The organism is Isobaculum melis, from assembly GCF_900111355.1.
GTDB lineage: Bacteria > Bacillota > Bacilli > Lactobacillales > Carnobacteriaceae > Isobaculum > Isobaculum melis.
This window is the reverse complement of the sequence record NZ_FOHA01000006.1, coordinates 110253-130695: the sequence shown is the minus strand read 5'-3', so window position 1 is coordinate 130695 and position 20443 is coordinate 110253. Positions and strand designations below refer to the sequence as shown.

The window sequence follows — 20443 nt, the reverse complement described above, 5'->3', positions numbered from 1 at the left end:
TTTATTAAAAAAAGCTATTTTCTTTTTTCTTTTTTTTAGTAAATAAAAAAAGTCATTCGCTATTTTCTCTTAGAACTTCCCTTAAAAAACACATTAAATCAGTGATAACAGGAAAATCATTAATGATATACATACTCAATAAATTGCAAAAGCTACTTTAAATAACAGAAATATTGATGCCATAAAAATAGGTTAGCTTTCCAGTAATTACTTTTTCTTAAAAACTAGTAAAAAACATCATTTACTGAATTCTTTTTACTAGAATTCAATAAATGATGTTTTCATTTTTTAGTTAGTAGCAATTTTACTTTATTATTTTTTATCGGTTTCAGTAACAGTTTGAGCTAAGACTTTAAAAAAGAAGAATAAACCAATCGTTATTAAAATATGCCCAATTCCTGCAATCCCAGCAATCGCTGCACCTGCTTCTTTTCCAAGAACCGTCATACTACCATGAACCAATAACATCAGCAATGTGATTCCTAAACCTGCATTATAAAAGCTGTAAAATAGTTTAAATTGTTTTTCTTTCATTAAACTAAAATTCTTTTCTAGTAACAACACGATTAAGAAGAAAAACATCCCTAAAATAAATGCATGTGTATGAAGTACTGATAATTGGGTTTCCCCAGTAAATCCTTGTATTTTTGTGAATTCTCGGTAAAACACACCAAATAGTAAACCAAATATTGCATAAAAAGCAGAAACTCTCACTAATTTTTTCATGAAATAAACCCTCTTTTCCTTATTTTTCTAATCCATTTCGTAACCAATTCATTCTTAATTGAAACTCTGCTAATATTTTCTCCTTGGACCAATCATTCGTCAGTGCTTCATTTAATAACTCATGCAAAATTGACATTAACATTTTAATAAATTTAAAAAGCTCCACTTCACTCTTTAATTTTAACCGATCCATTTGAATGCTCGCTATCAGTTGATCGCTCGTTGTTGGCTGGTGATGTTGTCCAGTTGCATAGAGCTCTGGCGTTAGCTTATTGCCAATTTCATAGTCCATATGTGTGAATGTCATTTTAAAATAAGCCGCATACTCATCATCTAATAGCTTATGCACCATTCGCTCAAAAAACAGCTCCAATCCCGCAAATAAATCTCCTTTTTTTTCTGCAATTGATTCAAAAATCAGTTGGTGAAAGTCAATTTTCACTTTGTGATAAAAATAAATATAGAGCTCCTCTAAATTTTCAAAATATTTATAAAAGCTCCCTCTTGAAATTCCCAAATCTTTAATAATATTGGCTACTGATGCTTCATGAAGAGGATGTAGCGAAAACTCTTTTCTAGCTGCTTCCATAATTCTTTCTTTTTTATCCTCTGATAAATTATTAAAAGTTTCTTTTGGCATAATTCCTCTTCCTCCTTCAAACAGCAAAGTGACATAGTGTCACTTCTTGTAGTATAAGAAATAACTACAGGTCTGTCAACTTATTTTTAATAAAAATCCTTCTATGTATAAATGGCTGTCACAGTTCTATGAAATCAGTGCCTCAGAAATCATCATATAAGCGGTTTCTTTAAAAATTCGCAATAAACATTTGATTGAGACCGGCTTTAATCCAAGCTGATTTTCTTCTTTATAATACTCATGAAAAACGGTACTCATCACAATCCCCTCAACTGTGAAACGTAAAAATGCAGAAAATTCAGCAGCCTTTTCTTCCCCAACACATTTAACCAGCTCTTCTATGACGCGCTTAAAGATAATTAGTCCTGCATCTATTTCAACAACTTTCATCAATTCATGGCAATTCTTATTCTTGCAGGTCATTAAAATCATCAATTCCATTTGAATTTTTCCAAGGGTGTACATATTCTCTTCTAAATAAATCACAATATAGTCAATAATTTTAGTAATAATCGTCAAAGAATCATCTTCTTCAAATAGCCCAACTTCTTCCAAAGACACAACCGCTTCACGCCGAGAGCGGTTAACCATTGCAACAATAATGGCATTAATATCTGGAAAATAACGATAAATGTTTCCTTTACTCATATAACAAGCATCCACAATATCCTTCATCGTTAATTCATAAATTGGTTTGTCCTTACAAATATGAACTGCGGCATCTAAAATCATCGTTACTTTTTTTTCTATGTATGCTTCATCAACTTTTGGCATTTTTGTCTGTAATCTCCTATGTTTTTTGACCATCTTATTATATCACTAAATAGTTTTTTAATAAATAACTAGTAATATTTTAGTTATAAAACAGAAAACAAACAATATATATAAACTAATCAAGGAATTATTTCCTCTTTCAAAAACAAATTAAAGCAACGTCCGATTGCTTATTTCTAAACAATAGCATAAAATCATGCTACAATGATGAAGCGACTACAATGAAATGAGGGATATTTTGAAAACTTATCAAACCTTACTATTTGACATTGATGATACCTTATTAGATTTTCAAGCTTCTGAAGCTTTTGCACTACAAGCACTTTTTGATGCGCAACAAATCCCTTTAACGGATGATATTAAGCTGCAATACCAAGTGATTAACCAAGGTTTATGGAAAGCCTTTGAAGAAGAGCAAATTTCGCGTAGCCAGGTTCTTAATACACGTTTTTCTCTTTTATTTGAAGCATATGGCCAACAAGTAGATGGTGCCTTGTTTGAAAAAAAATACCGTACTTATTTAAATCAAGGGCATCACCTTATTTCTGGTGCCTTCTCACTTATTCAGACTTTACAGCAAGACTATGACTTATATGTCGTTACAAACGGTGTCTCTAAAACACAATATCAACGCTTAACTGACGCCCAATTACTGCCTTTATTTAAAGATGTCTTTGTTTCAGAGGATACAGGCTATCAAAAACCAATGAAGGAATATTTCGATTATGTTTTTAATCGAATCCCTCATTTAGTGCTTGATAAAACATTGATTATCGGGGATTCCTTGACTTCAGATATTCAGGGAGGAAATTTAGCTGGAATTGATACTTGTTGGTTTAATCCACATTCTCTAGCCAATCCAACCTCTTTTATCCCAACCATAGAGATTCAGCAATTAAGTGAATTATTGACACTTCTAAAACCAGATAAAACAAGCATTTGAAGCGCTTCAAATGCTTGTTTTTTTTATTCAAAATCCTGTCCAATGGATAACACCTTATCAGCCCAATCACGATAAAATTTCTCTTCATGGGAAACAAGCAATACGGTACCTTGAAAAGCAATCAAGGCTTCTTGTAAAGCTTCTTTTGCATCAACATCCAGATGGTTTGTTGGCTCATCCATCATCAAAAAGTTTACTGATTTTAATGTTAAAATACATAATTTCACTTTTGCTTGTTCGCCACCACTTAATGTACCAACGGCTTGTGTCACATGCTTATCATTCACACCACATTGCGCTAAATGACGTCTAATTTCTTTCACAGTTAACTTAGGATGTGCATCGGAAACCACTTGAATAGGTGTTAATAAACCATTTTCCCAAATCAAATCCTGTTCATAATACCCTACCTTCACTTGTGGCGCAAATTGAAACCCGCCAGCAAGTGATGGATTCACACCAACTAATGTTTTGAGCAAGGTCGATTTACCAATCCCATTAAATCCTGTGATGACAATCTTTTGATTGCCTAGCACTGAAAAGTTTAAATCTTTTAATAGTGGCTGATCATATCCCACAGATAAATGATTGACAGTCAATACTTTGTGGGACGCCAAAGGCACTTCTTTAAACTTAATGGTTGGCTTTTGTGTAAAATTAGGTTCAGTTAAGCGGTCCATTTTTTCAAGATGCTTTCTACGTCCTTGCGCCATCTTCGTATTAATTCCTGCAATATTTTTGCGAATGAATTCTTCTGTCTCTTTAATTTTCTTTTGTTGTGCACTATATTGTCTAATATAATCTTCTCTTAAATGTTCCTTTTGTTTTAGAAAGGCTGAGTATTTACCATTGTATTTTTTAATGGTACCAAATTCAATATCACAAATACAGGTGGCGATCTTTTCTAAAAATTCATAGTCATGAGAAATCACAATAAAAGCACCTTGAAACTCATTTAAATAGCTAGCTAACCATTCAACATGCTCTTTATCCAAGAAGTTGGTTGGCTCATCTAATAGTAAAACATTTGGTTTTTCCAACAATAATTTCGCTAAAATGACTTTTGCGCGCTGCCCACCACTTAACGTTTTCATTTGTCGATCAATCCCAATTGCATCAATCCCTAGCCCTACAACAATTTTATTGATCGTACTTTCAATCGCATAAAAATCATGCATTTCAAGCTGTTCTTGACATTCTGCTGCTTTTAGTAGGGGCTCGTCATCACCAGAAACTGCGCTTTCTTCGTACAATGCAGTCATGCGCTGCTCAATGGCAAATAGCTCACTAAAGGCTAATTGTAGATAATCATTGATCTTTAATTCCCGATCAACATCAGCATATTGATCTAAATGTCCAATTTTCACATTTGCCTGCCACTTAATACTCCCTTCATCTGGTAAGACTTGTCCAATAATAATCTCCATCAAGGTACTCTTACCTGCACCATTTTGTCCAACAATACCCATATGGTCATTTTTATATAAATTAAATGACCCATTTTCATACAACACTTTATCTGCAAAACGATGTGATAAATTTTCTACTTTTAATAATCCCATTTCTTATTCCTCTTTTCCTTATATAAAAAAAGCAGAAGCAAACGTAAAATACGTTGTCCTCTGCTTTTGGTTCAAATTTCATTTGCCAAAAAATACAAAAACAAAGGACCCCAGACAAAAGCAATGTCTAGGGTCCTTTAATCTATATATTCTTCAGCAAAAATAGCTCAATTCAAATAAGCGTAGTTCCTACACCTATCTATAAACTATGTGCTGATGAATAAGAGAAGGCAATCCTTCTCGATTAAGCTCCATACAACGCTTCATCTAAATCAAGTTGTAGGGAGCCAAGTCTCGTAATAAATAATTCTAGTTTACCGCAATACATTTTAAGCACCATCCTTAAAAGGCACTTTATCATAGCTTTTTAGGAATGTCAATAAATTCTCTATTCTTACTAAAAAATAATTGACTACTAAAATATTTTGTAGTAACCTTTCATTAAGATATAGAAAGATAAAAAAAGAGGAGGAATAAAAATGACTTTACTTGATGTCTATTTACAAAGAAACGGTGTGAAACGCTATGATGTATACAAAAAAACAGGTATTAGCCAACAAACTTTAGCAAGTGCAGGTAAAAAAAGTATTGATCGCTACTCAACAAAAATCTTAAAAGCAGTGGCTGAAACACTTAATAAAACACCTGGAACTGTTTTAGATGAATTATTCCTCTTAGAAAAAGAGCACCCTATCTATGAAGCACATAATGCGGAAGAGCTATTAATCGCATTTAAAAATAAAGAAGAGCAAATTGTTATTAAAAATGAATTTTGTCAAACTGTACGTCATTTTGCAAAAAGTCAATTATCAGAAACAGAATCTTTAGGCTTCGATCTTGGTGGTGCAGGTGTCATGTCCATTTTATCGACAGCTGTCTTAGCCATTTTTGATAAATTTAGTGAAGGAACTGCCGAAGAAAAAGAAATTGAGAAAAACATGCGTCGCTATAAAATTAAAGAAAATAATAAAGATCGCATTGTCCTTTCATTGCTTCAACTAGATTATTAAATGTAAGAAAAAAAGTGAGCCCTATTAAAAAAAGGCTCACTTCTTCTTTTAAATAAATCCTTGAATCTCACTTGCTGCCTCTTCATCTAAAACCAGTGTTAAGTTGGGATGTGTTTGTAAAAGCGAAGAGGGTACATGATCTGTAACTGGACCAAAAAATGCTTCTTTAATAATAGCAGCTTTTTTCTTACCAGTAGCAAATAAAACAATTTTTCGACTAGCCATGACACTTTTAGGCCCCATTGTGACATAAAAATTAGGTCTTTTTTCTGCTACCCCACCGACTTCGCTTAATAAAATTTCCTTCATTCCAGGGATGGCATCCTCCCCAACATAAGAAGTTGCATCCTCAAATTTAGTTGTACCTGGTAAATTCCCACAGAAATGACCATCTGCGCCAATTCCTAAAAGAATTAAATCCAATCCACCATCTTGCTTAATTCTTGCATCTTGATGTTGATAATTGGTTTCATCTAGCACATGAATATTTTCTAGCTTAATTTGAGCAGGTTCAAAGAATAAGCGATTCAAATTGCTCATTGTAACACCATACCCTGTTTCACCTTCATAAGGGATTTCATCAAAATTATAATAATGAACATTATCCAAATAAGATTTACCTTTTACATCTTTCACTAATTGTTCATACATTTTTATGGGCGTCGTACCTGCTGTTATTGCAAGATTTACACGCTTATCTTGATACATTTCGCCTAGGAGAATATTTGCTGCCACTCTACTCATACTTTCGTAGTCTTTTTCTACAATGATTTTCATTTGTTGTTCGCTCCTTTTATGTAAGTACTATCATGCAAATCAAGTATAACATATGTTTCTTTGGAACATTGACACTATATTTATAAATGGCGCCATCGCTATGAATATTGGATACAGTACTTCACTATCCAAGCAACCTTATTTTATAACAAAAAGCTTCAAAATGTTTTTATTCACATTTTGAAGCTTTGCTCATGTGGAGAAGAAATGAGTTTGAATGGCCATACAGTGATCAGTTCAGCATGATTGATTCTACTATTGCCTCATGAAACATTACTTACTTCATCACATTCAAATGCTCACTAGAAAGATTCTCCCCATTTGTCTCAATTACTTGCTGATACCAATAAAAAGATTTCTTTTTAGAACGTTCTAATGTCCCATTTCCTTCATCATCACGATCTACATAAATAAATCCATAACGTTTACTCATTTGACCCGTGCTTGCAGCTACTAAGTCAATGCAGCCCCACGTTGTATATCCAAGTAATTCTACGCCATCAATTTCTACTGCCGCTTTAAATGCTTGAATATGTTTTCGTAAATAATCAATGCGATACTCATCTTCTACATAACCATTATTGTCGGGTGTATCTATTGCACCTAAGCCATTTTCAACAATAAATAAAGGTTTTTGGTAACGATCATATAATTGATTTAAGGAATTCCTTAAGCCTAATGGATCAATCTGCCAACCCCATTCAGTTGAAGGTAAATTTTTATTTTTTATTGAAGCAAAAAGGTTACCTGTTGATTGCTCATAATCTTCTGAATATGCACTCACTGTCCGAGAACAATAATAAGAAAAAGTCACAAAGTCAACTGGTGATGCTGCAAGAATTTCCTCATCCCCTGCTTCCATCACAATAGTTAAGCCCTCTCTCTCTAATTTTTTTAAAGCATAATTGGGGTATTTTCCACGCGCCTGTATATCAATAAAAAAGTAACCTTCACGATCACGATGAATCGCTTCTTGATAATCTTCTGGGCGACAAGTATAAGGATAATGGCTGCCGCCTGCTAGCATACAACCTACCTGATTTTTCGAATCAACATCATGTGCAATTTTTGTTGCCATAGCACTTGCTACTAGTTGATGATGTGCAGCTTGATATTTAATTTCTTCTTGATTATCGCCTTCTTTAAAGACAATTCCCCCACCAACAAAAGGCTGGTGTAATAGAATGTTGATTTCATTAATTGTTAACCAATACTTAACTAAGCCTTGATAGCGTTTTAAAACTGTTTCAGCATACCGCGTATAAAATGTAATCAACTGACGGTTCTTCCAACCACCATAGGATTTAATCAAATGAATGGGGACATCAAAGTGAGCAATGGTTACTAGTGGTTCAATCTGATGCTTTCTTAATTCTTTAAAAATCCCTTCATAGAATGCTAGACCTTCTTCATTTGGTTCAGCATCATCTCCATTAGGGAAAATACGAGACCATGACAATGACATGCGATAAACTTTAAATCCCATTTCTGCAAATAATTGAATATCTTCCATATAACGATGATACATGTCAATTGCTTCTTTTGCAGGATAATAATAGCCATCCTGCCAATCCAGCATTTCTAACTCACCTAAAGCTACTTTTTTGCGATCTTCACCACAAGGCAGTACATCAATATTGGAAAGCTTTCTGCCACCTTCCAACACGCCTCCTTCTGCTTGGTTCGCAGCTGTTGCTCCGCCCCATAAGAAATTTTTATCTAATGTCATGTATTGATAGCTCCTATTCATTGTATTTAAAAAGTGATGCTTAACGATTCTTCATTGAAATAGTTCGTTTATACTCTAACCGTTAACACTTCTTCATTATTTACTAATTGTCCTTTATTTGTTAATTCAATTGAAGAATATTGAAGACTGTTTGTTATCACAACTGGCACTTGCGTTTCATAACCAGCCTCTTTAATTTTTTCCAAATCAAAATTTAGGATTGCCTGTCCTTTTTTAACGGTTTGCCCCGACTCTACCAAAGTATCAAAATATTGACCTTTTAATGCTACAGTATTCAAGCCTATATGAATTAAAAGCTCTATTCCTGTATCTGACACAAGCCCAATCGCATGTTTTGTTGGAAAAACAGCCTCAACTTTCCCATTGAATGGCGCAATCACTTTTCCTTCTATTGGCTCAATAGCAAAGCCCATTCCTAGAGCACCTGATGCAAAGGCACCATCCTGTACTTCACTCAAGGGAATAACATTTCCTTTAATAGGGTTAGTGATTGTTGTATCTTCTAGAATGACTTCTTTAAATGATGGAATTTCTACCTCTTTTTCAAATTTGAAACTTAAAATATAAGTTAACACTGCTGAAACTACTGCTGAAATGATCAAGGCAATCACGATATTCCAGAAAAAAGTCATCGAGTTATCACCAATATATAGTAAAATTGCAGGCAAACCAGATGATCCTGTTGCAAAGCGGTGTGTATTGGTTAGTCCAGCATATAAACCACCTGCTCCACCACCAATCATAGCAGCAATTAATGGGTATTTTTTCGGTAGATTCACACCATATAAAGTTGGTTCAGTGATTCCCATATAAGCAGTAATTGAACCCGAAATAGCTAATTGCTTCAATTTTTTATCTTTTGTTCTAAATGCGACTACTGCAGAAGCAGTTGCTTGAGCAATATTTGAACAAACACAGCCTGGACCAAAAATACTATCATAACCAAGCTCTGCCATTTGCATGACACCTAAAGGAGCCACACCATTATGAAGACCAAACATTACCATAATCGGTAAAAAGCCACCAATCAAGACGGCTGGTACCCAACTTGCATTCACACTTAAAAACGTAAAAAACGCCGCAAGGTAACCGCCAATAATACTGCCGATTGGCCCTAGCACTGAAAATGCCAAAGTTCCCATAATTAAGAAAGTCAGCATCGGTACAAAGACTAATTCAACTGATTTTGGTATCACACGATTGAGTAATTTCTCCACATAGGATTGAACCAAAATAATTAAAAGAATCGGAATCACAGACCCAGTATAAGTAGTTAAGGTAAAAGGAATAATATCAAAAAAATTAACTGGGTCCCCTGCTGCAACTAATGCTCCCCAATTTGGATGCATCATCATCGCTGCAACAGAAGCTGCTAAGATAGGATTGCATCTCAACTTTTGAGCAACTGTGAAAGCTAACATCATAGGTAGGAAGAAAAATACGCCATCTGCAAATAAGTTCAATAAATAATAGGTTTGCGATTCTACAGAAACAACATTAAAAACAACCAACAACGCTAGAACAGCTTTTACCATTCCAGCTCCAGATAACGCAGGAATAATTGGCTGGAATGTACCCGCTACAAACTCAATAATGAGATTAAATATGCTTTTTTTCTCTGATGATGGTTCATTCTTTGCAGTCACATTAACTTTTTTCTCAATCTCTTCAAAGACCTCTTTCACATGTGTCCCTATGACAACCTGATGAACACCTGCATTTACCAAATACGTTGCGACTCCTTCTAATTCACCAAGACCTTCCTTGTCTACTTTTTGTTCATCTACTATTTTAAAACGAAGGCGTGTTTGACAATGATAAGCATCTGTTATGTTTTCCTTTCCACCTAACTTCTCAACAATGTCTTGAGCCAATTTCCCATATTTTTTACTCATGGATTTCTCCCTTCAATGTAACAAGTTTCTATTTTGAATGAACCGGTTATTCAATTCTTGTTTATAATCGAACTTTACCATTTAGTGATAGCGTTTCCAATAGTTTCAAAACATCTCGAAACATATTCCGAAAAAAAGAGAAAAAAATCGCATTTATTGAAATCTGTTTCATGTTTACTTGAATTTTTAATAGAAATGATTGACTTAAAGCCTGCTTTAAGTCTTATAATGAGCATAAGGAGGTCTAGAAATGAAAAAACAATTATATCTCATGCGTCATGGAGAAACGCTTTTTAATCAGCTGGGAAAAGTTCAAGGTGCATGTGATTCTCCATTAACAACTAAAGGAAAAAAACAAGCACAACAAGCCGCAACCTTTTTTCAAGAAAATCACATTGACTTTGATCATTACTACTCATCAACCCAAGAGCGTGCTTGTGATACATTGGAAATCATTACCAACAGTAATCATTTCTATCAACGAAAAAAAGGCTTGAAAGAAATGAATTTCGGACGATTTGAAGGTGAAAGTACGGAGCTACAGCCAAAAGGATTTCAAAATTTTGAAACTTTCTATGAACAATTTGGTGGTGAAACAGCTTCTGATGTTCAAAATCGAATGAGCCATACACTTCATTCGATGATGGATCAGGAAGATCATCAAAAGGTTTTGGCAGTATCACACAATGGCGCGTGTTTTTATTTTTTAAAATCTATTTGTCATCATTCTGATCAAAAAATCCCTACTCATTTTCCTAACTGTGCCATTTTCATTTATACTTATGAAAAACATCACTTTGAACTCATTGATATCATTGACCCAACAAGTAAAAAAAGTATGCTTTAGTATCGTTATGAAATCGTTTAAAAAGCACTTGGTTCAAACTATCCAAGTGCTTTTCGTCATTAGAATTTTTCAGACAGCTCTTTGAAAGTAGCTTGTCTTTTAGACTCCAATAATTTTGAATTTGAAATTTTATTCTTTCTATTGACTTCATAATCAAGTGAAAATACTTTTGCAAATAGGGCATCAAGAATAAATAGAATGGATTCCTGTGTCGCAAAATTGGCAATCTTAGAATATAGCTTTTCTTTACTAGAAATATTGAGTATGACATCTGAGTAATCTCTTAAATAGTTTTCACCGCCACTTGTGATACTAATAATTGGTACAGATTTTTTCATTAACAATTTTACATGACTGGTTGGATTATCATCAACGCTATTCCCTGAATAAGAAATCATAATGGCACAATCTTTATGATTCAGTGTTTGCGTAATAAGACCACTTTCACCTGCATTAGCCATGATTGCTTTCTTTTGAATAGATAACAAGTTTCTCTTAAGCAGTTCACCGTAATAATAATTTGGACTCGTCCCATAAATTGCAACGCTGTTTGCACCATGAATAAGTTTTGCGGCTTTATTAAAATCCTCTGCCGCAATCAAAGAAATAGTATCTTTGATACTCTGAATTTTTAAGGTAGCAATACTTTCAATGATTTCTAACGTATCATGCTCAGCTGAAAAAGGAAAATTAGGATCAACATCTAAATAAGCATTGTCATTATGAGATGCCACTTCATGAGCAAAAGCATACATAAACTCCTTCCAACCAGAATAGCCAAAATATTTTGCAAATCGGACTAAGGTTGGCTTAGACGTAAACGTTTGTTTGGCAATCTCTTCCATTGAGTAAGATTTTAGTTCATCACGATTTTCAAGAATAAACTCGCCAATCACTCGACGTGCATCATTTTGTTTAAAGACTGCTTCTTCAATTCTTTGAAAAAGATACATTTTTATTTACCTCCATTTTAAACTAGCCTAGTTCTTTTTCTGTCACTATTGCTTCCTCATACTGTCTGATTTTAACATCATAATTCTCGATTTTCTTTTCTAATTTAGCTACAGTTGCATTAATCGATGCTTGTTTCTTTAAAAGTTTTTGATATTCATCCACCAAGATTTCTTTTCTTTCCAATAATGTTTGTTCCCCCATTTGATATAATTCTGAATATTTTGAAAGAGAATGAATGGATAATCCTGAATCTCGCATACATTTAATAAATTCAACCCAGTTTAAATCTTCTTCTTGAAAATCTCTATTTCCTGATTCGTTACGGGTAATTGCCGGCATTAATCCTTGACTTTCATAGTATCGAATCGTAGCGGGTGTCATATCATATTTTGCTGCAACTTCTGAAATATTCATCGTAATCAATCCCTCTTTTATAGTTTAAGTATTTCCCCTTCTATCTTACCAATAGTTTCTCTTGATTTAAAGTGTACTTTAAGGTGTATACTTTAAGTAGATGTTAAATTAGGAGGTTATCAATATGCAAAAAATTACAGCAGGACGTGATCAACTCGGTGAATTTGCACCTAAATTCGCTGAACTAAATGATGATGTTTTATTTGGTCAAGTTTGGTCGAGAGAAGACGAATTAAATCCACGTGATCGCTCAATTGTTACGATTACAGCCTTAATTTCTGGTGGTAATTTTGAACAGTTAGTCTTTCATATGGGTAAAGCAAAGGAAAATGGGGTTACTCAAGAAGAAATGGCAGAAATCATTACTCATCTTGCTTTTTATATTGGATGGCCTAAATCCTGGTCAGCTTTTACGATTGCTAAAGAGATTTATGAAAAATAATTATGCTGGAAAGGAGAAAATGATGAACGAACTACCGCAAGCAACACCACCTAAAACGATGCCATTTGGCGCAGAAGCTTTTCAAAAGAATCATCATACTGAAATCAGATGGCTAGGAAATTCCGGCATATTATTAAATAGTAGAGGCTATTGCATGATGGTTGATCCAGTTTTAGAAGGCTTTGATTTGCCTTTGTTAATTGAAATGCCAATCAAAACAGACGAAGTACAACATTTAGATAGCATTCTTATCACCCACTCTGACAATGACCATTTTAGTATACCAACCTTAAGAAAATTGCTCCCGCTGACAACTGCTTTACACGCACCAAAATATGTAGCTGGGTTAGTCAAAGAAAAAATGATGTTTGAAGCACTTGGTCATGACATACACGCTTCTTTTGAGGAGGGACCTTTAAAAATAACTTTAACCCCTGCTGATCATTTATGGCAAAACGAGAGCAAAAAATACGATCGTCTCTTTAAATTAGATGACTTTTGTGGCTTTTGGATTGAAACACCAGATGGAACCTTGTGGATTCCTGGCGATTCCAAGTTGTTACCCTCTCATTTAGAAATGCCTGAACCAAATGCGATTCTCTTTGATTTTTCTGATAACGAATGGCATATAGGCTTAGACAATGCAATTAAACTTGCAAATACTTATCCAAATAGTGCTTTGCTGTTATCTCATTGGGGTACAGTTGATGCACCTCATATGAATGTTTTTAATGGAAATCCAGCTGACCTACTGGATAGAGTAGATAATCCGGAAAGAATCCAGATCATGGCTGCTGGAGAAAGTTTTATTTTAGAAAAATAGTTAAAAACACTTCCCATTCACTGAAGAACGGGAAGTATTTTTTAAACATGACCTACTACTTTATGCGGGATATAAGGTTCTTCTAAATAAAGAATATCTGCTTGGCTTAATTTAAAATCTACAGCGCCCACTGCTGTTTCAATATGATTCATTTTAGTTGCCCCAATGACAGGTGCAACTACTGGATTTTTTTGTAGTAACCATCCTAAGGCAATATTTACTTTATTCGTCTCATATTTGGCAGCCAATTCAGCAACTCTATCTATAATGATCTGATCTTTATCAGCTGTTTCATCATATTTAGACTTTTGTGCTTCGTCAGTAGTGCTTCGTTTAGTTGCCTCTGTGGTACTTCGAATTAATCGGCCGGATGCCATTGGACTATAGGGTGTAAGTGCAATTTTCTCAGAAAGACAGTAAGGAATCATTTCGCGTTCTTCTTCACGATAAATCAAATTTAAGTGGTTTTGCATTGAGACAAATTTTGCCCAACCATTTTTTTCGGCTATATGATTTGCTTGTTGAAATTGATAAGTGTACATTGCAGAAGCTCCAATGTATCTTGCTTTTCCAGCTTTGACAACGTCATTTAACGCTTCCATTGTTTCTTCAATGGGGGTAAATGGATCCCAACGATGGATGATATACAAATCCACATAATCTGTTTGTAAACGTTTCAAACTCTGATCAATTTGAGACATAATCGCTTTTCTTGATAATCCTTGTCCATTTGGGCCATCAAACATTTTTTGGTGAACCTTTGTTGCTAGCACAATTTCATCTCGATTTGCATAGTCCTTCAAGGCTTTACCTAGAATTTCTTCACTTCTACCTAAAGAATAAACATTTGCAGTGTCAAAAAAGTTGATACCCAATTCTAGTGCTCTTTTGATTAGCGGTCTACTCTCTTCCTCTTCAAGTACCCATTTATGAATCCAATTTTTAGGATCGCCAAAGCTCATTGCACCTAAACAAATCCTTGAAACATCTAGTCCAGTATTTCCTAATTTTGCATACTCCATTCTTATCATCCTTTCAGTTTTGTCCTTGTTCTATCCTTCATTATACAACTTAAACAGTATTTTTTTAACAAGTTTATATCACCATGGCTGACTAGTTGGACTCACTGTAAATTCGTTAACATTCACATCTTCTTCAATTTTCCGAATCACTTTGGCCGGACTTCCTACTACAACCACATTATCAGGAACATCCTTTGTTACTGTTGAATCCGCTGCAACAATCGAATTTTCCCCAATGGTAATTCCAGGTAAAACCGTCACATTTGCCCCAAGCCATGCATTCTTCTTAATCCAAATTGGCTCTACTTTAATTCCGCGCCTATTTTTAGGGGAAATTAAATGATTCACTGTAATTAATCTAGAGCCTGGACCAATCAACACTTGATCCTCAATTGATATTCCACCCAAATCAACAAACGTTACATTTTGATTAATAAAAATATCTTTGCCAAATGTGATATGCCTACCAAAATCACTATAGAAAGGTTGAGAAATTTTTACCGATGAATCAATTGTTTGTCCAGTAATTTTCTCTAAATACTGTAAGACCTCCTCATTAGGATAATACTGTGCATTCAACAACATCACCAATCGCTCATTATCCTGTTTAACCAAATGGATTTCTTCAAACAAAGACGAATCTTTTAATATCTCTTTTCCTACAATTTTCTGCTGCAAATTTATGTTTGACATTTGCTTTCCCTCCTTACCTATTCATTAACTTTTCACTATCCAAATTATACCTGAATCAGTTATACTTAACTAATACCAATAAAACATAGATAACTATTCTTTTTAGTTATAGGAAGGAGTATTAAATGGAACTTCGTGTATTAACTTATTTTTTAACTGTTGCGAGAGAAAAAACCATTAGTAAAGCTGCTGAAGTCTTGCATTTGTCTCAACCAACTCTTTCAAAACAATTAAAAGAGTTAGAGGAAGAGCTAGGTGTTACATTATTTACTAGAGGAAATCGTTTTATCACACTAACGGAAGATGGTATCTATTTAATGAATAGAGGAAAAGAAATTCTATCTTTGGTTGAGTCAACAACAACAAATCTTCATAGGAATGAAGTTATTAGTGGAAAAATAACAATTGGCGGTGGAGAAACGCAAGCATTTGAGTTTCTTGGTCGTATTTTTCATGAACTTAGAGACAACTATCCTGAAATTAATATAGACCTTTATAGCGGAAATGCAGATGATGTATTAGAAAAAATTGATAAAGGACTATTAGATTTTGGCCTTGTTATTGACCCAGTAGAAAAACAAAAATACGAATATATTCGACTACCTTCAACTGATTCTTGGGGAATTTTAGTCAATAAATCCGATTCTCTGGCTAACCAAAAAACAGTCCAACCAAAAGATATTCAAAGTACGCCTTTACTCATTTCAAATCAATCATTCGTTGACAATCAGCTGTCTGAATGGTTTGGAGGAAATATAGAGCATCTTCATATTGTTGGCACATATAACCTACTTTATAATGCCTCGCTGTTGGCAAAAGAAGGTGTCGCAAGTGTCCTTTGTATTGATGGTATTGTGAATACAGCTAATACAAACCTAGCTTTTGTTCCCTTATCACCACCATTAACAGCAAATATCAATATTGTTTGGAAAAAAGACCAAATCTTTTCAAGTGCTTCAAAAGAATTTTTACATTTATTAAAGTTGGTTTAGTTTCTTCCATTTTTATAATTTTAAGATTAGTATTTTACACATTTTTCGAAAAAAAAGAATAGCCAATAAATACTGATTTAACAGTATTTATTGGCTATTCACTCAGATGGAGACGAGGGGAGTCGAACCCCTGTCCAAGCATATCGGCACTTAGATTTCTACGTTCATAGTTATGCTATTTCAATTTCGCTAAGCCCTATGCCACATAACAGGCCTCGAACTTCGCTAGTCTGATGATCTCTTTTAAAACTTGCAGACGGAAAGTTTTAACGTATCCCACTAAATTTGAGACCCTTGCTTGAGCACATGGGTGATGCCAAGAGGATCTACGCTAACTGTTTTTAGGCAGCTAAAGCGTAAGTGTTATTGTTTGTTTTTGCAGTTATATTTAACTGTAACGTTTTTGCGTAGTCGTAACCTACGAAACGCCATCCAAGCTCGACCTATACCTGTCGAATCCGTAACGCCCCCAGAGAAAAGTTGTTACGTACTATATTCTATCATATTTTACAGATAAAATATAGTTTTCTGAATAAAAAAGTACTTGGTTCAGCCAAGTACTTTTGATTGGTTAGGCATATTCATATTTAGGCTCTTGTAAGGTTTCATCATATTCGACCAATAAATCATGTCCATCAAAATACCAGGCATCGATTTCTTCAACAAAATAAGTAATCCCATCTTCCTTTGCTTCAGCAATTGGTTGATGCGGTTCAGTTAATTCTACCCCTAATGAAAAACCATGCTGAATGGGGCTTGAACCACCATATTTTCCAAAGAAGCGAACTGAATCACCCGCTTTTACCCCTACTTCATCTTGAAACCATTTAGTTGCTTGCTTATCTAAAGTAATTTTCATCTATTTGCTCATAAAGATGACCTCATCTTTATAATTCCTCCTATTCATCTCAATCTCGTTTCTTAAATTGATTGTACCATGAAATGAACAAATTTGGATAAATGCTGTTTGTCACAATATGCTACTAAGGCATTTTTCCCTCTAAGCGTTCTACTGATACGGTTGAGCCTACAACCATTAAAGAGTCTCCTTCTTTAATTTGCTCATCTGCTTTTGGCGAAATGATAATTTCTTTGCCACGACGAATCCCGATAACATTGACACCATAAGCGGTTCGGAAATTTAAATCTTGTAGCGTTTGATTGAAAAATATTGGATTGGTTACTTTTAATTCAATCAGCATATAATCATCAGAGATTTCAATGTAATCTAATACATTTTTTGACACTAAATTATGAGCAATCCGTTTTCCCATATCTCTTTCCGGATGCACCACACGATCAGCACCAATTTTTTCTAAGACTTTTCCATGGTATTCATTTTGTGCCTTTGCAGTAATATAAGGCACCCCAAGTTCTTTTAACATCAAAGTTACTAGAATACTCGCTTGAATATCCTCACCAATTGCCACAATTGCATGATCCATATTTTTCACACCTAATGAACGTAAGACATTTTCATCTTGTGCATTTGCAAGGACAGCATGTGTAGCAATATTCATATACTCATTTACACGGTCTTCATTAGAATCAATGGCTAAAACCTCTTGCCCACTTTCGATTAAAGCACGACAGATACTGCCGCCAAATCTTCCTAGACCAATAATTGCAAAATTTTGTTTCATCGCCTTTTAAGCCTCCATTTTCACTATTCCTTCACAGTATAGCAGAAACCTTTCACTTCTCCTAGCAGAACAGGAATAGTAAAAGGTTTATTTTAATCAATCAAATTGTGCTTAAATGCATAAATTGCTGCTTGTGTACGGTCTTCTACGCTTAACTTAGATAAGATATTAGACACATGAGTCTTCACTGTTTTAAGGGTAATAAATAAGGTATCTGCAATTTCTTGATTAGACATCCCTTGCGCAATCAGCATCAAGATTTCTTGTTCTCGATTGGTTAAATCTTCATGTAGTTCAGGTACATGCTTTTTGGTTAAGCGTTCCATCATTTTCCCTGTTACTTCTGGTTCTAATACAGAATCTCCAGCATAAGTTGAACGGATGGCTTTCGCAATTTCACTTGCAGTTGAGGTTTTCAGCATATAGCTTGAAGCACCAGCCTCTAAAGCTGGATAAACTTTTTCATCATCAATAAAGCTTGTGACAATGACAATTTTCGCTTCTGGCCAATCCTTCATAATGGCTTTAGTGGATTCAATGCCATCCATGACATCCATAACCAAATCCATCATAATCACATCTGGACGAAGCTCTAATGCCTTTTCATAGCCTTCTTTACCATTTTCGGCTTCACCTACAACCTCAATATCCTCTTGAATCGATAAATAGGCAGATACACCTAAACGAACCATCTCATGGTCATCAATTAACAGTACTCTAATCATCTTCTTCTGACACCTCACCTAATAATGGAATACGAATCTCAATACTGGTTCCTTTGCCTGGGAAGCTAATAATTTTACAAGTACCGCCCATGCCAAGAACACGTTCTTTTATATTTTGTAAGCCATAACTACCTGCTCTATTTTCAGAAACATCAAAGCCAACACCATCATCAACAATTCTTAATAGCACACTTTTATTAATTTCTTTTAAGTATACATCAAGTTCAGTTGCTTTTGAATGTCTCAGTGCATTTGAAAGTAATTCCTGAACAATCCTAAATAAATGATCCTCAATACCATTTGGTAAGCAAACATCATCAATATCCCATTTCATTTCAATTTGAATCTTCGTTTTTAATTCAACTAATAATTGCTCGACACCTTTTCTTAATCGTTTTCCTTCTAATTGAATAGGACGTAAATGAAGTAAGAGTGCGCGCATTTCTGACTGTGATTCATTAATAATACTTTCAACCATTTGTAATTGTTTTTGAAAGACTGGGGTTAACTCACCGGCTTGTTCATTTAATGCAGAAAGAAGCATCATTGCGCCAAATAATTGTTGACTCACTGAATCATGTAATTCTCTTGCTAACCGTTGTCGTTCACCTGTTAGAATTTCTTCTTTGGTTTGTCCATCTACTAATTGTGGTTGATTACTAATGATTTGAATTTCCTTAGATAAATCAAGCAGCTTATTTCTAATAGCATGAATATGTGTATCAATATCAACCAATACAATGGATGTATTCAGTTGCTCATCTTCACTACCAACTGCTAGTAAATTTTCATATTTCCCACTGGCTAAATTTCTTAAATTTTCTTCAATATTACCATATTGTCTACGATTGACTAAATAAACGGTTAAGGTCACCGCCATACCAATCATCAAAGAAAATAAAAGCAAATAGGCTAAAAAAGGAATATGGAAAATTCGCCCTCTCACAAGCGCGACATACCACTCTTTATTCCCTGTAGAATAGCTATAAGAAATCGCAATCAAAATTGTTACGGCAAAAGCGAGGAAAGAACTGACAAACATTAAGATTTTGCTTGGTGCTTTCATCATACAAATATCACCTCAATATCCCCCGCTAGTACATTTGTAATAATTTTTAATTTACGATTATTTTCATCGTAATGCTCACTATATATTTTAACAGATTCATTTTGTAGTTCAAACTTTTGTGTTTCAAAAGTAACTTTACCACTTAAAGTAGTGTGTTCTAACATGACACCTGTTCCTACTGGTACTAAAATTCTTGTTTTACCAAATCCTTTACGCATTAAGACAACATTATCATCTTTTGGCAATAAAGTATTTCCTAAATCAATGATTGTATCTCCAGCAAAAATCGTGATATTAATATCATCCCATTCATAAATTGAATCACCAATACGCTGATTTCCTAACCATTGGCGTTTAAATTTCTTTCCATTTTTTTCGGTGGACTCTGTTGTTTCAACAACAACTAACTCCTTCTTATTCCATGGTGCATTTTTAAATTTCTTTCCTGCTTTTGGAAAGGCTCTTTTAGTTGTTTTGACAAAAAAGACAATCCCAAAACCAAGGAATAACCAAAAGAACATGGTCGATAAGAGAACAAATATCAGCATAATACTTCCTAACACTAATGTGAAGCTGGAGGTATTAGAACGTGGTCGTTTTTTTTCAAGACTAATAAAAATTAAAAAAACTGCAATCACTGCACAAATGAGTAATGGAATATTTTTAAAGATGTCATATAATGTTCCTAATAATAACAAAGCTTCAACTAAAATAAACATCCGCAAATTCCTAGTCATCTTTA

At 34.3% G+C, this 20443-nt stretch carries 22 protein-coding genes and 1 other RNA gene; 6 read left to right on the top strand and 17 right to left on the bottom strand.

Going from position 1 to position 20443, the window contains the following annotated elements:
- Positions 1 to 312 precede the first annotated feature (312 nt).
- From BMW29_RS06525 to BMW29_RS06515, 3 genes are all read right to left on the bottom strand, one after another.
- A complete protein-coding gene (locus BMW29_RS06525) occupies positions 313 to 726 on the bottom strand; it encodes a DUF2871 domain-containing protein (protein ID WP_092651628.1) in 414 nt (137 codons plus the stop codon).
- Between the two features lie 19 nt (positions 727 to 745).
- Complete coding sequence (locus tag BMW29_RS06520) at positions 746 to 1366, bottom strand: TetR/AcrR family transcriptional regulator (RefSeq protein ID WP_092651626.1); 621 nt, start codon at positions 1364 to 1366, stop codon at positions 746 to 748.
- A gap of 126 nt (positions 1367 to 1492) precedes the next feature.
- The gene (locus BMW29_RS06515; protein WP_177165699.1) at positions 1493 to 2140 is read right to left on the bottom strand and encodes a TetR/AcrR family transcriptional regulator; all 648 of its coding nucleotides are present in this window, start codon (positions 2138 to 2140) and stop codon (positions 1493 to 1495) included.
- Positions 2141 to 2378: 238 nt separating this feature from the next.
- On the opposite strand from BMW29_RS06515, the gene BMW29_RS06510 reads away from it, so the two are divergent.
- Positions 2379 to 3083, top strand: a complete 705-nt coding sequence (locus tag BMW29_RS06510; protein WP_092651622.1) for a YjjG family noncanonical pyrimidine nucleotidase — start codon at positions 2379 to 2381, stop codon at positions 3081 to 3083.
- Positions 3084 to 3106: 23 nt separating this feature from the next.
- On the opposite strand, the gene BMW29_RS06505 is transcribed toward BMW29_RS06510, so the two are convergent.
- Positions 3107 to 4645, bottom strand: a complete 1539-nt coding sequence (locus tag BMW29_RS06505) for an ABC-F family ATP-binding cassette domain-containing protein (protein WP_092651620.1) — start codon at positions 4643 to 4645, stop codon at positions 3107 to 3109.
- 479 nt (positions 4646 to 5124) lie between these two features.
- Between BMW29_RS06505 and BMW29_RS06500 the strand changes: the two genes are divergently transcribed.
- On the top strand, positions 5125 to 5655 hold the full coding sequence (locus BMW29_RS06500; protein ID WP_092651618.1) for a helix-turn-helix domain-containing protein: 531 nt from the start codon (positions 5125 to 5127) through the stop codon (positions 5653 to 5655).
- A gap of 48 nt (positions 5656 to 5703) precedes the next feature.
- On the opposite strand, the gene BMW29_RS06495 is transcribed toward BMW29_RS06500, so the two are convergent.
- From BMW29_RS06495 to BMW29_RS06485, 3 genes are all read right to left on the bottom strand, one after another.
- A complete protein-coding gene (locus tag BMW29_RS06495; RefSeq protein ID WP_092651616.1) occupies positions 5704 to 6432 on the bottom strand; it encodes a glucosamine-6-phosphate deaminase in 729 nt (242 codons plus the stop codon).
- Between the two features lie 277 nt (positions 6433 to 6709).
- Positions 6710 to 8161 carry a 6-phospho-beta-glucosidase gene (locus BMW29_RS06490; protein ID WP_092651614.1) on the bottom strand — a complete coding sequence of 484 codons (1452 nt, stop codon included), beginning with the start codon at positions 8159 to 8161 and terminating at the stop codon, positions 6710 to 6712.
- A 68-nt stretch (positions 8162 to 8229) separates the two neighbouring features.
- A complete protein-coding gene (locus BMW29_RS06485) occupies positions 8230 to 10077 on the bottom strand; it encodes a beta-glucoside-specific PTS transporter subunit IIABC (RefSeq protein WP_092651612.1) in 1848 nt (615 codons plus the stop codon).
- 250 nt (positions 10078 to 10327) lie between these two features.
- On the opposite strand from BMW29_RS06485, the gene BMW29_RS06480 reads away from it, so the two are divergent.
- The gene (locus BMW29_RS06480; RefSeq protein ID WP_092651610.1) at positions 10328 to 10924 is read left to right on the top strand and encodes a histidine phosphatase family protein; all 597 of its coding nucleotides are present in this window, start codon (positions 10328 to 10330) and stop codon (positions 10922 to 10924) included.
- 59 nt (positions 10925 to 10983) lie between these two features.
- Here BMW29_RS06480 and BMW29_RS06475 read toward each other — a convergent pair whose 3' ends face one another.
- Both BMW29_RS06475 and BMW29_RS06470 read right to left on the bottom strand, forming a co-directional pair.
- Positions 10984 to 11877, bottom strand: coding sequence for a MurR/RpiR family transcriptional regulator (locus tag BMW29_RS06475; protein ID WP_092651608.1), 894 nt, complete (start codon positions 11875 to 11877; stop codon positions 10984 to 10986).
- Positions 11878 to 11899: 22 nt separating this feature from the next.
- Complete coding sequence (locus BMW29_RS06470; protein ID WP_092651606.1) at positions 11900 to 12292, bottom strand: MerR family transcriptional regulator; 393 nt, start codon at positions 12290 to 12292, stop codon at positions 11900 to 11902.
- Between the two features lie 124 nt (positions 12293 to 12416).
- Between BMW29_RS06470 and BMW29_RS06465 the strand changes: the two genes are divergently transcribed.
- Both BMW29_RS06465 and BMW29_RS06460 read left to right on the top strand, forming a co-directional pair.
- Positions 12417 to 12734: a carboxymuconolactone decarboxylase family protein gene (locus tag BMW29_RS06465; RefSeq protein ID WP_092651604.1), complete on the top strand. Its 318-nt coding sequence runs from the start codon at positions 12417 to 12419 to the stop codon at positions 12732 to 12734.
- 22 nt (positions 12735 to 12756) lie between these two features.
- Complete coding sequence (locus BMW29_RS06460; RefSeq protein ID WP_218139652.1) at positions 12757 to 13557, top strand: MBL fold metallo-hydrolase; 801 nt, start codon at positions 12757 to 12759, stop codon at positions 13555 to 13557.
- Between the two features lie 41 nt (positions 13558 to 13598).
- Here BMW29_RS06460 and BMW29_RS06455 read toward each other — a convergent pair whose 3' ends face one another.
- Positions 13599 to 14579 carry an aldo/keto reductase gene (locus tag BMW29_RS06455; protein ID WP_092651602.1) on the bottom strand — a complete coding sequence of 327 codons (981 nt, stop codon included), beginning with the start codon at positions 14577 to 14579 and terminating at the stop codon, positions 13599 to 13601.
- 78 nt (positions 14580 to 14657) lie between these two features.
- Positions 14658 to 15272 carry a DapH/DapD/GlmU-related protein gene (locus BMW29_RS06450; protein ID WP_092651600.1) on the bottom strand — a complete coding sequence of 205 codons (615 nt, stop codon included), beginning with the start codon at positions 15270 to 15272 and terminating at the stop codon, positions 14658 to 14660.
- Positions 15273 to 15397: 125 nt separating this feature from the next.
- On the opposite strand from BMW29_RS06450, the gene BMW29_RS06445 reads away from it, so the two are divergent.
- Positions 15398 to 16264: a LysR family transcriptional regulator gene (locus BMW29_RS06445; RefSeq protein ID WP_092651598.1), complete on the top strand. Its 867-nt coding sequence runs from the start codon at positions 15398 to 15400 to the stop codon at positions 16262 to 16264.
- Positions 16265 to 16368: 104 nt separating this feature from the next.
- Here BMW29_RS06445 and ssrA read toward each other — a convergent pair.
- The 6 genes from ssrA to liaF form a co-directional block, all read right to left on the bottom strand.
- Positions 16369 to 16735, bottom strand: a transfer-messenger RNA (tmRNA) gene (gene ssrA, locus BMW29_RS06440).
- Positions 16736 to 16835: 100 nt separating this feature from the next.
- Positions 16836 to 17123 carry a HesB/YadR/YfhF family protein gene (locus tag BMW29_RS06435; RefSeq protein ID WP_092651596.1) on the bottom strand — a complete coding sequence of 96 codons (288 nt, stop codon included), beginning with the start codon at positions 17121 to 17123 and terminating at the stop codon, positions 16836 to 16838.
- Between the two features lie 124 nt (positions 17124 to 17247).
- A complete protein-coding gene (locus tag BMW29_RS06430; protein WP_092651594.1) occupies positions 17248 to 17907 on the bottom strand; it encodes a potassium channel family protein in 660 nt (219 codons plus the stop codon).
- A gap of 92 nt (positions 17908 to 17999) precedes the next feature.
- Positions 18000 to 18632, bottom strand: coding sequence for a response regulator (locus BMW29_RS06425; RefSeq protein ID WP_092651592.1), 633 nt, complete (start codon positions 18630 to 18632; stop codon positions 18000 to 18002).
- Complete coding sequence (locus tag BMW29_RS06420) at positions 18625 to 19701, bottom strand: sensor histidine kinase (protein ID WP_092651590.1); 1077 nt, start codon at positions 19699 to 19701, stop codon at positions 18625 to 18627. Before BMW29_RS06420 ends, BMW29_RS06425 begins: the two co-directional genes overlap by 8 nt.
- Positions 19698 to 20438: a cell wall-active antibiotics response protein LiaF gene (gene liaF / locus BMW29_RS06415; protein ID WP_092651588.1), complete on the bottom strand. Its 741-nt coding sequence runs from the start codon at positions 20436 to 20438 to the stop codon at positions 19698 to 19700. The genes BMW29_RS06420 and liaF overlap by 4 nt, the downstream gene beginning before the upstream one ends.
- Positions 20439 to 20443: the final 5 nt, after the last annotated feature.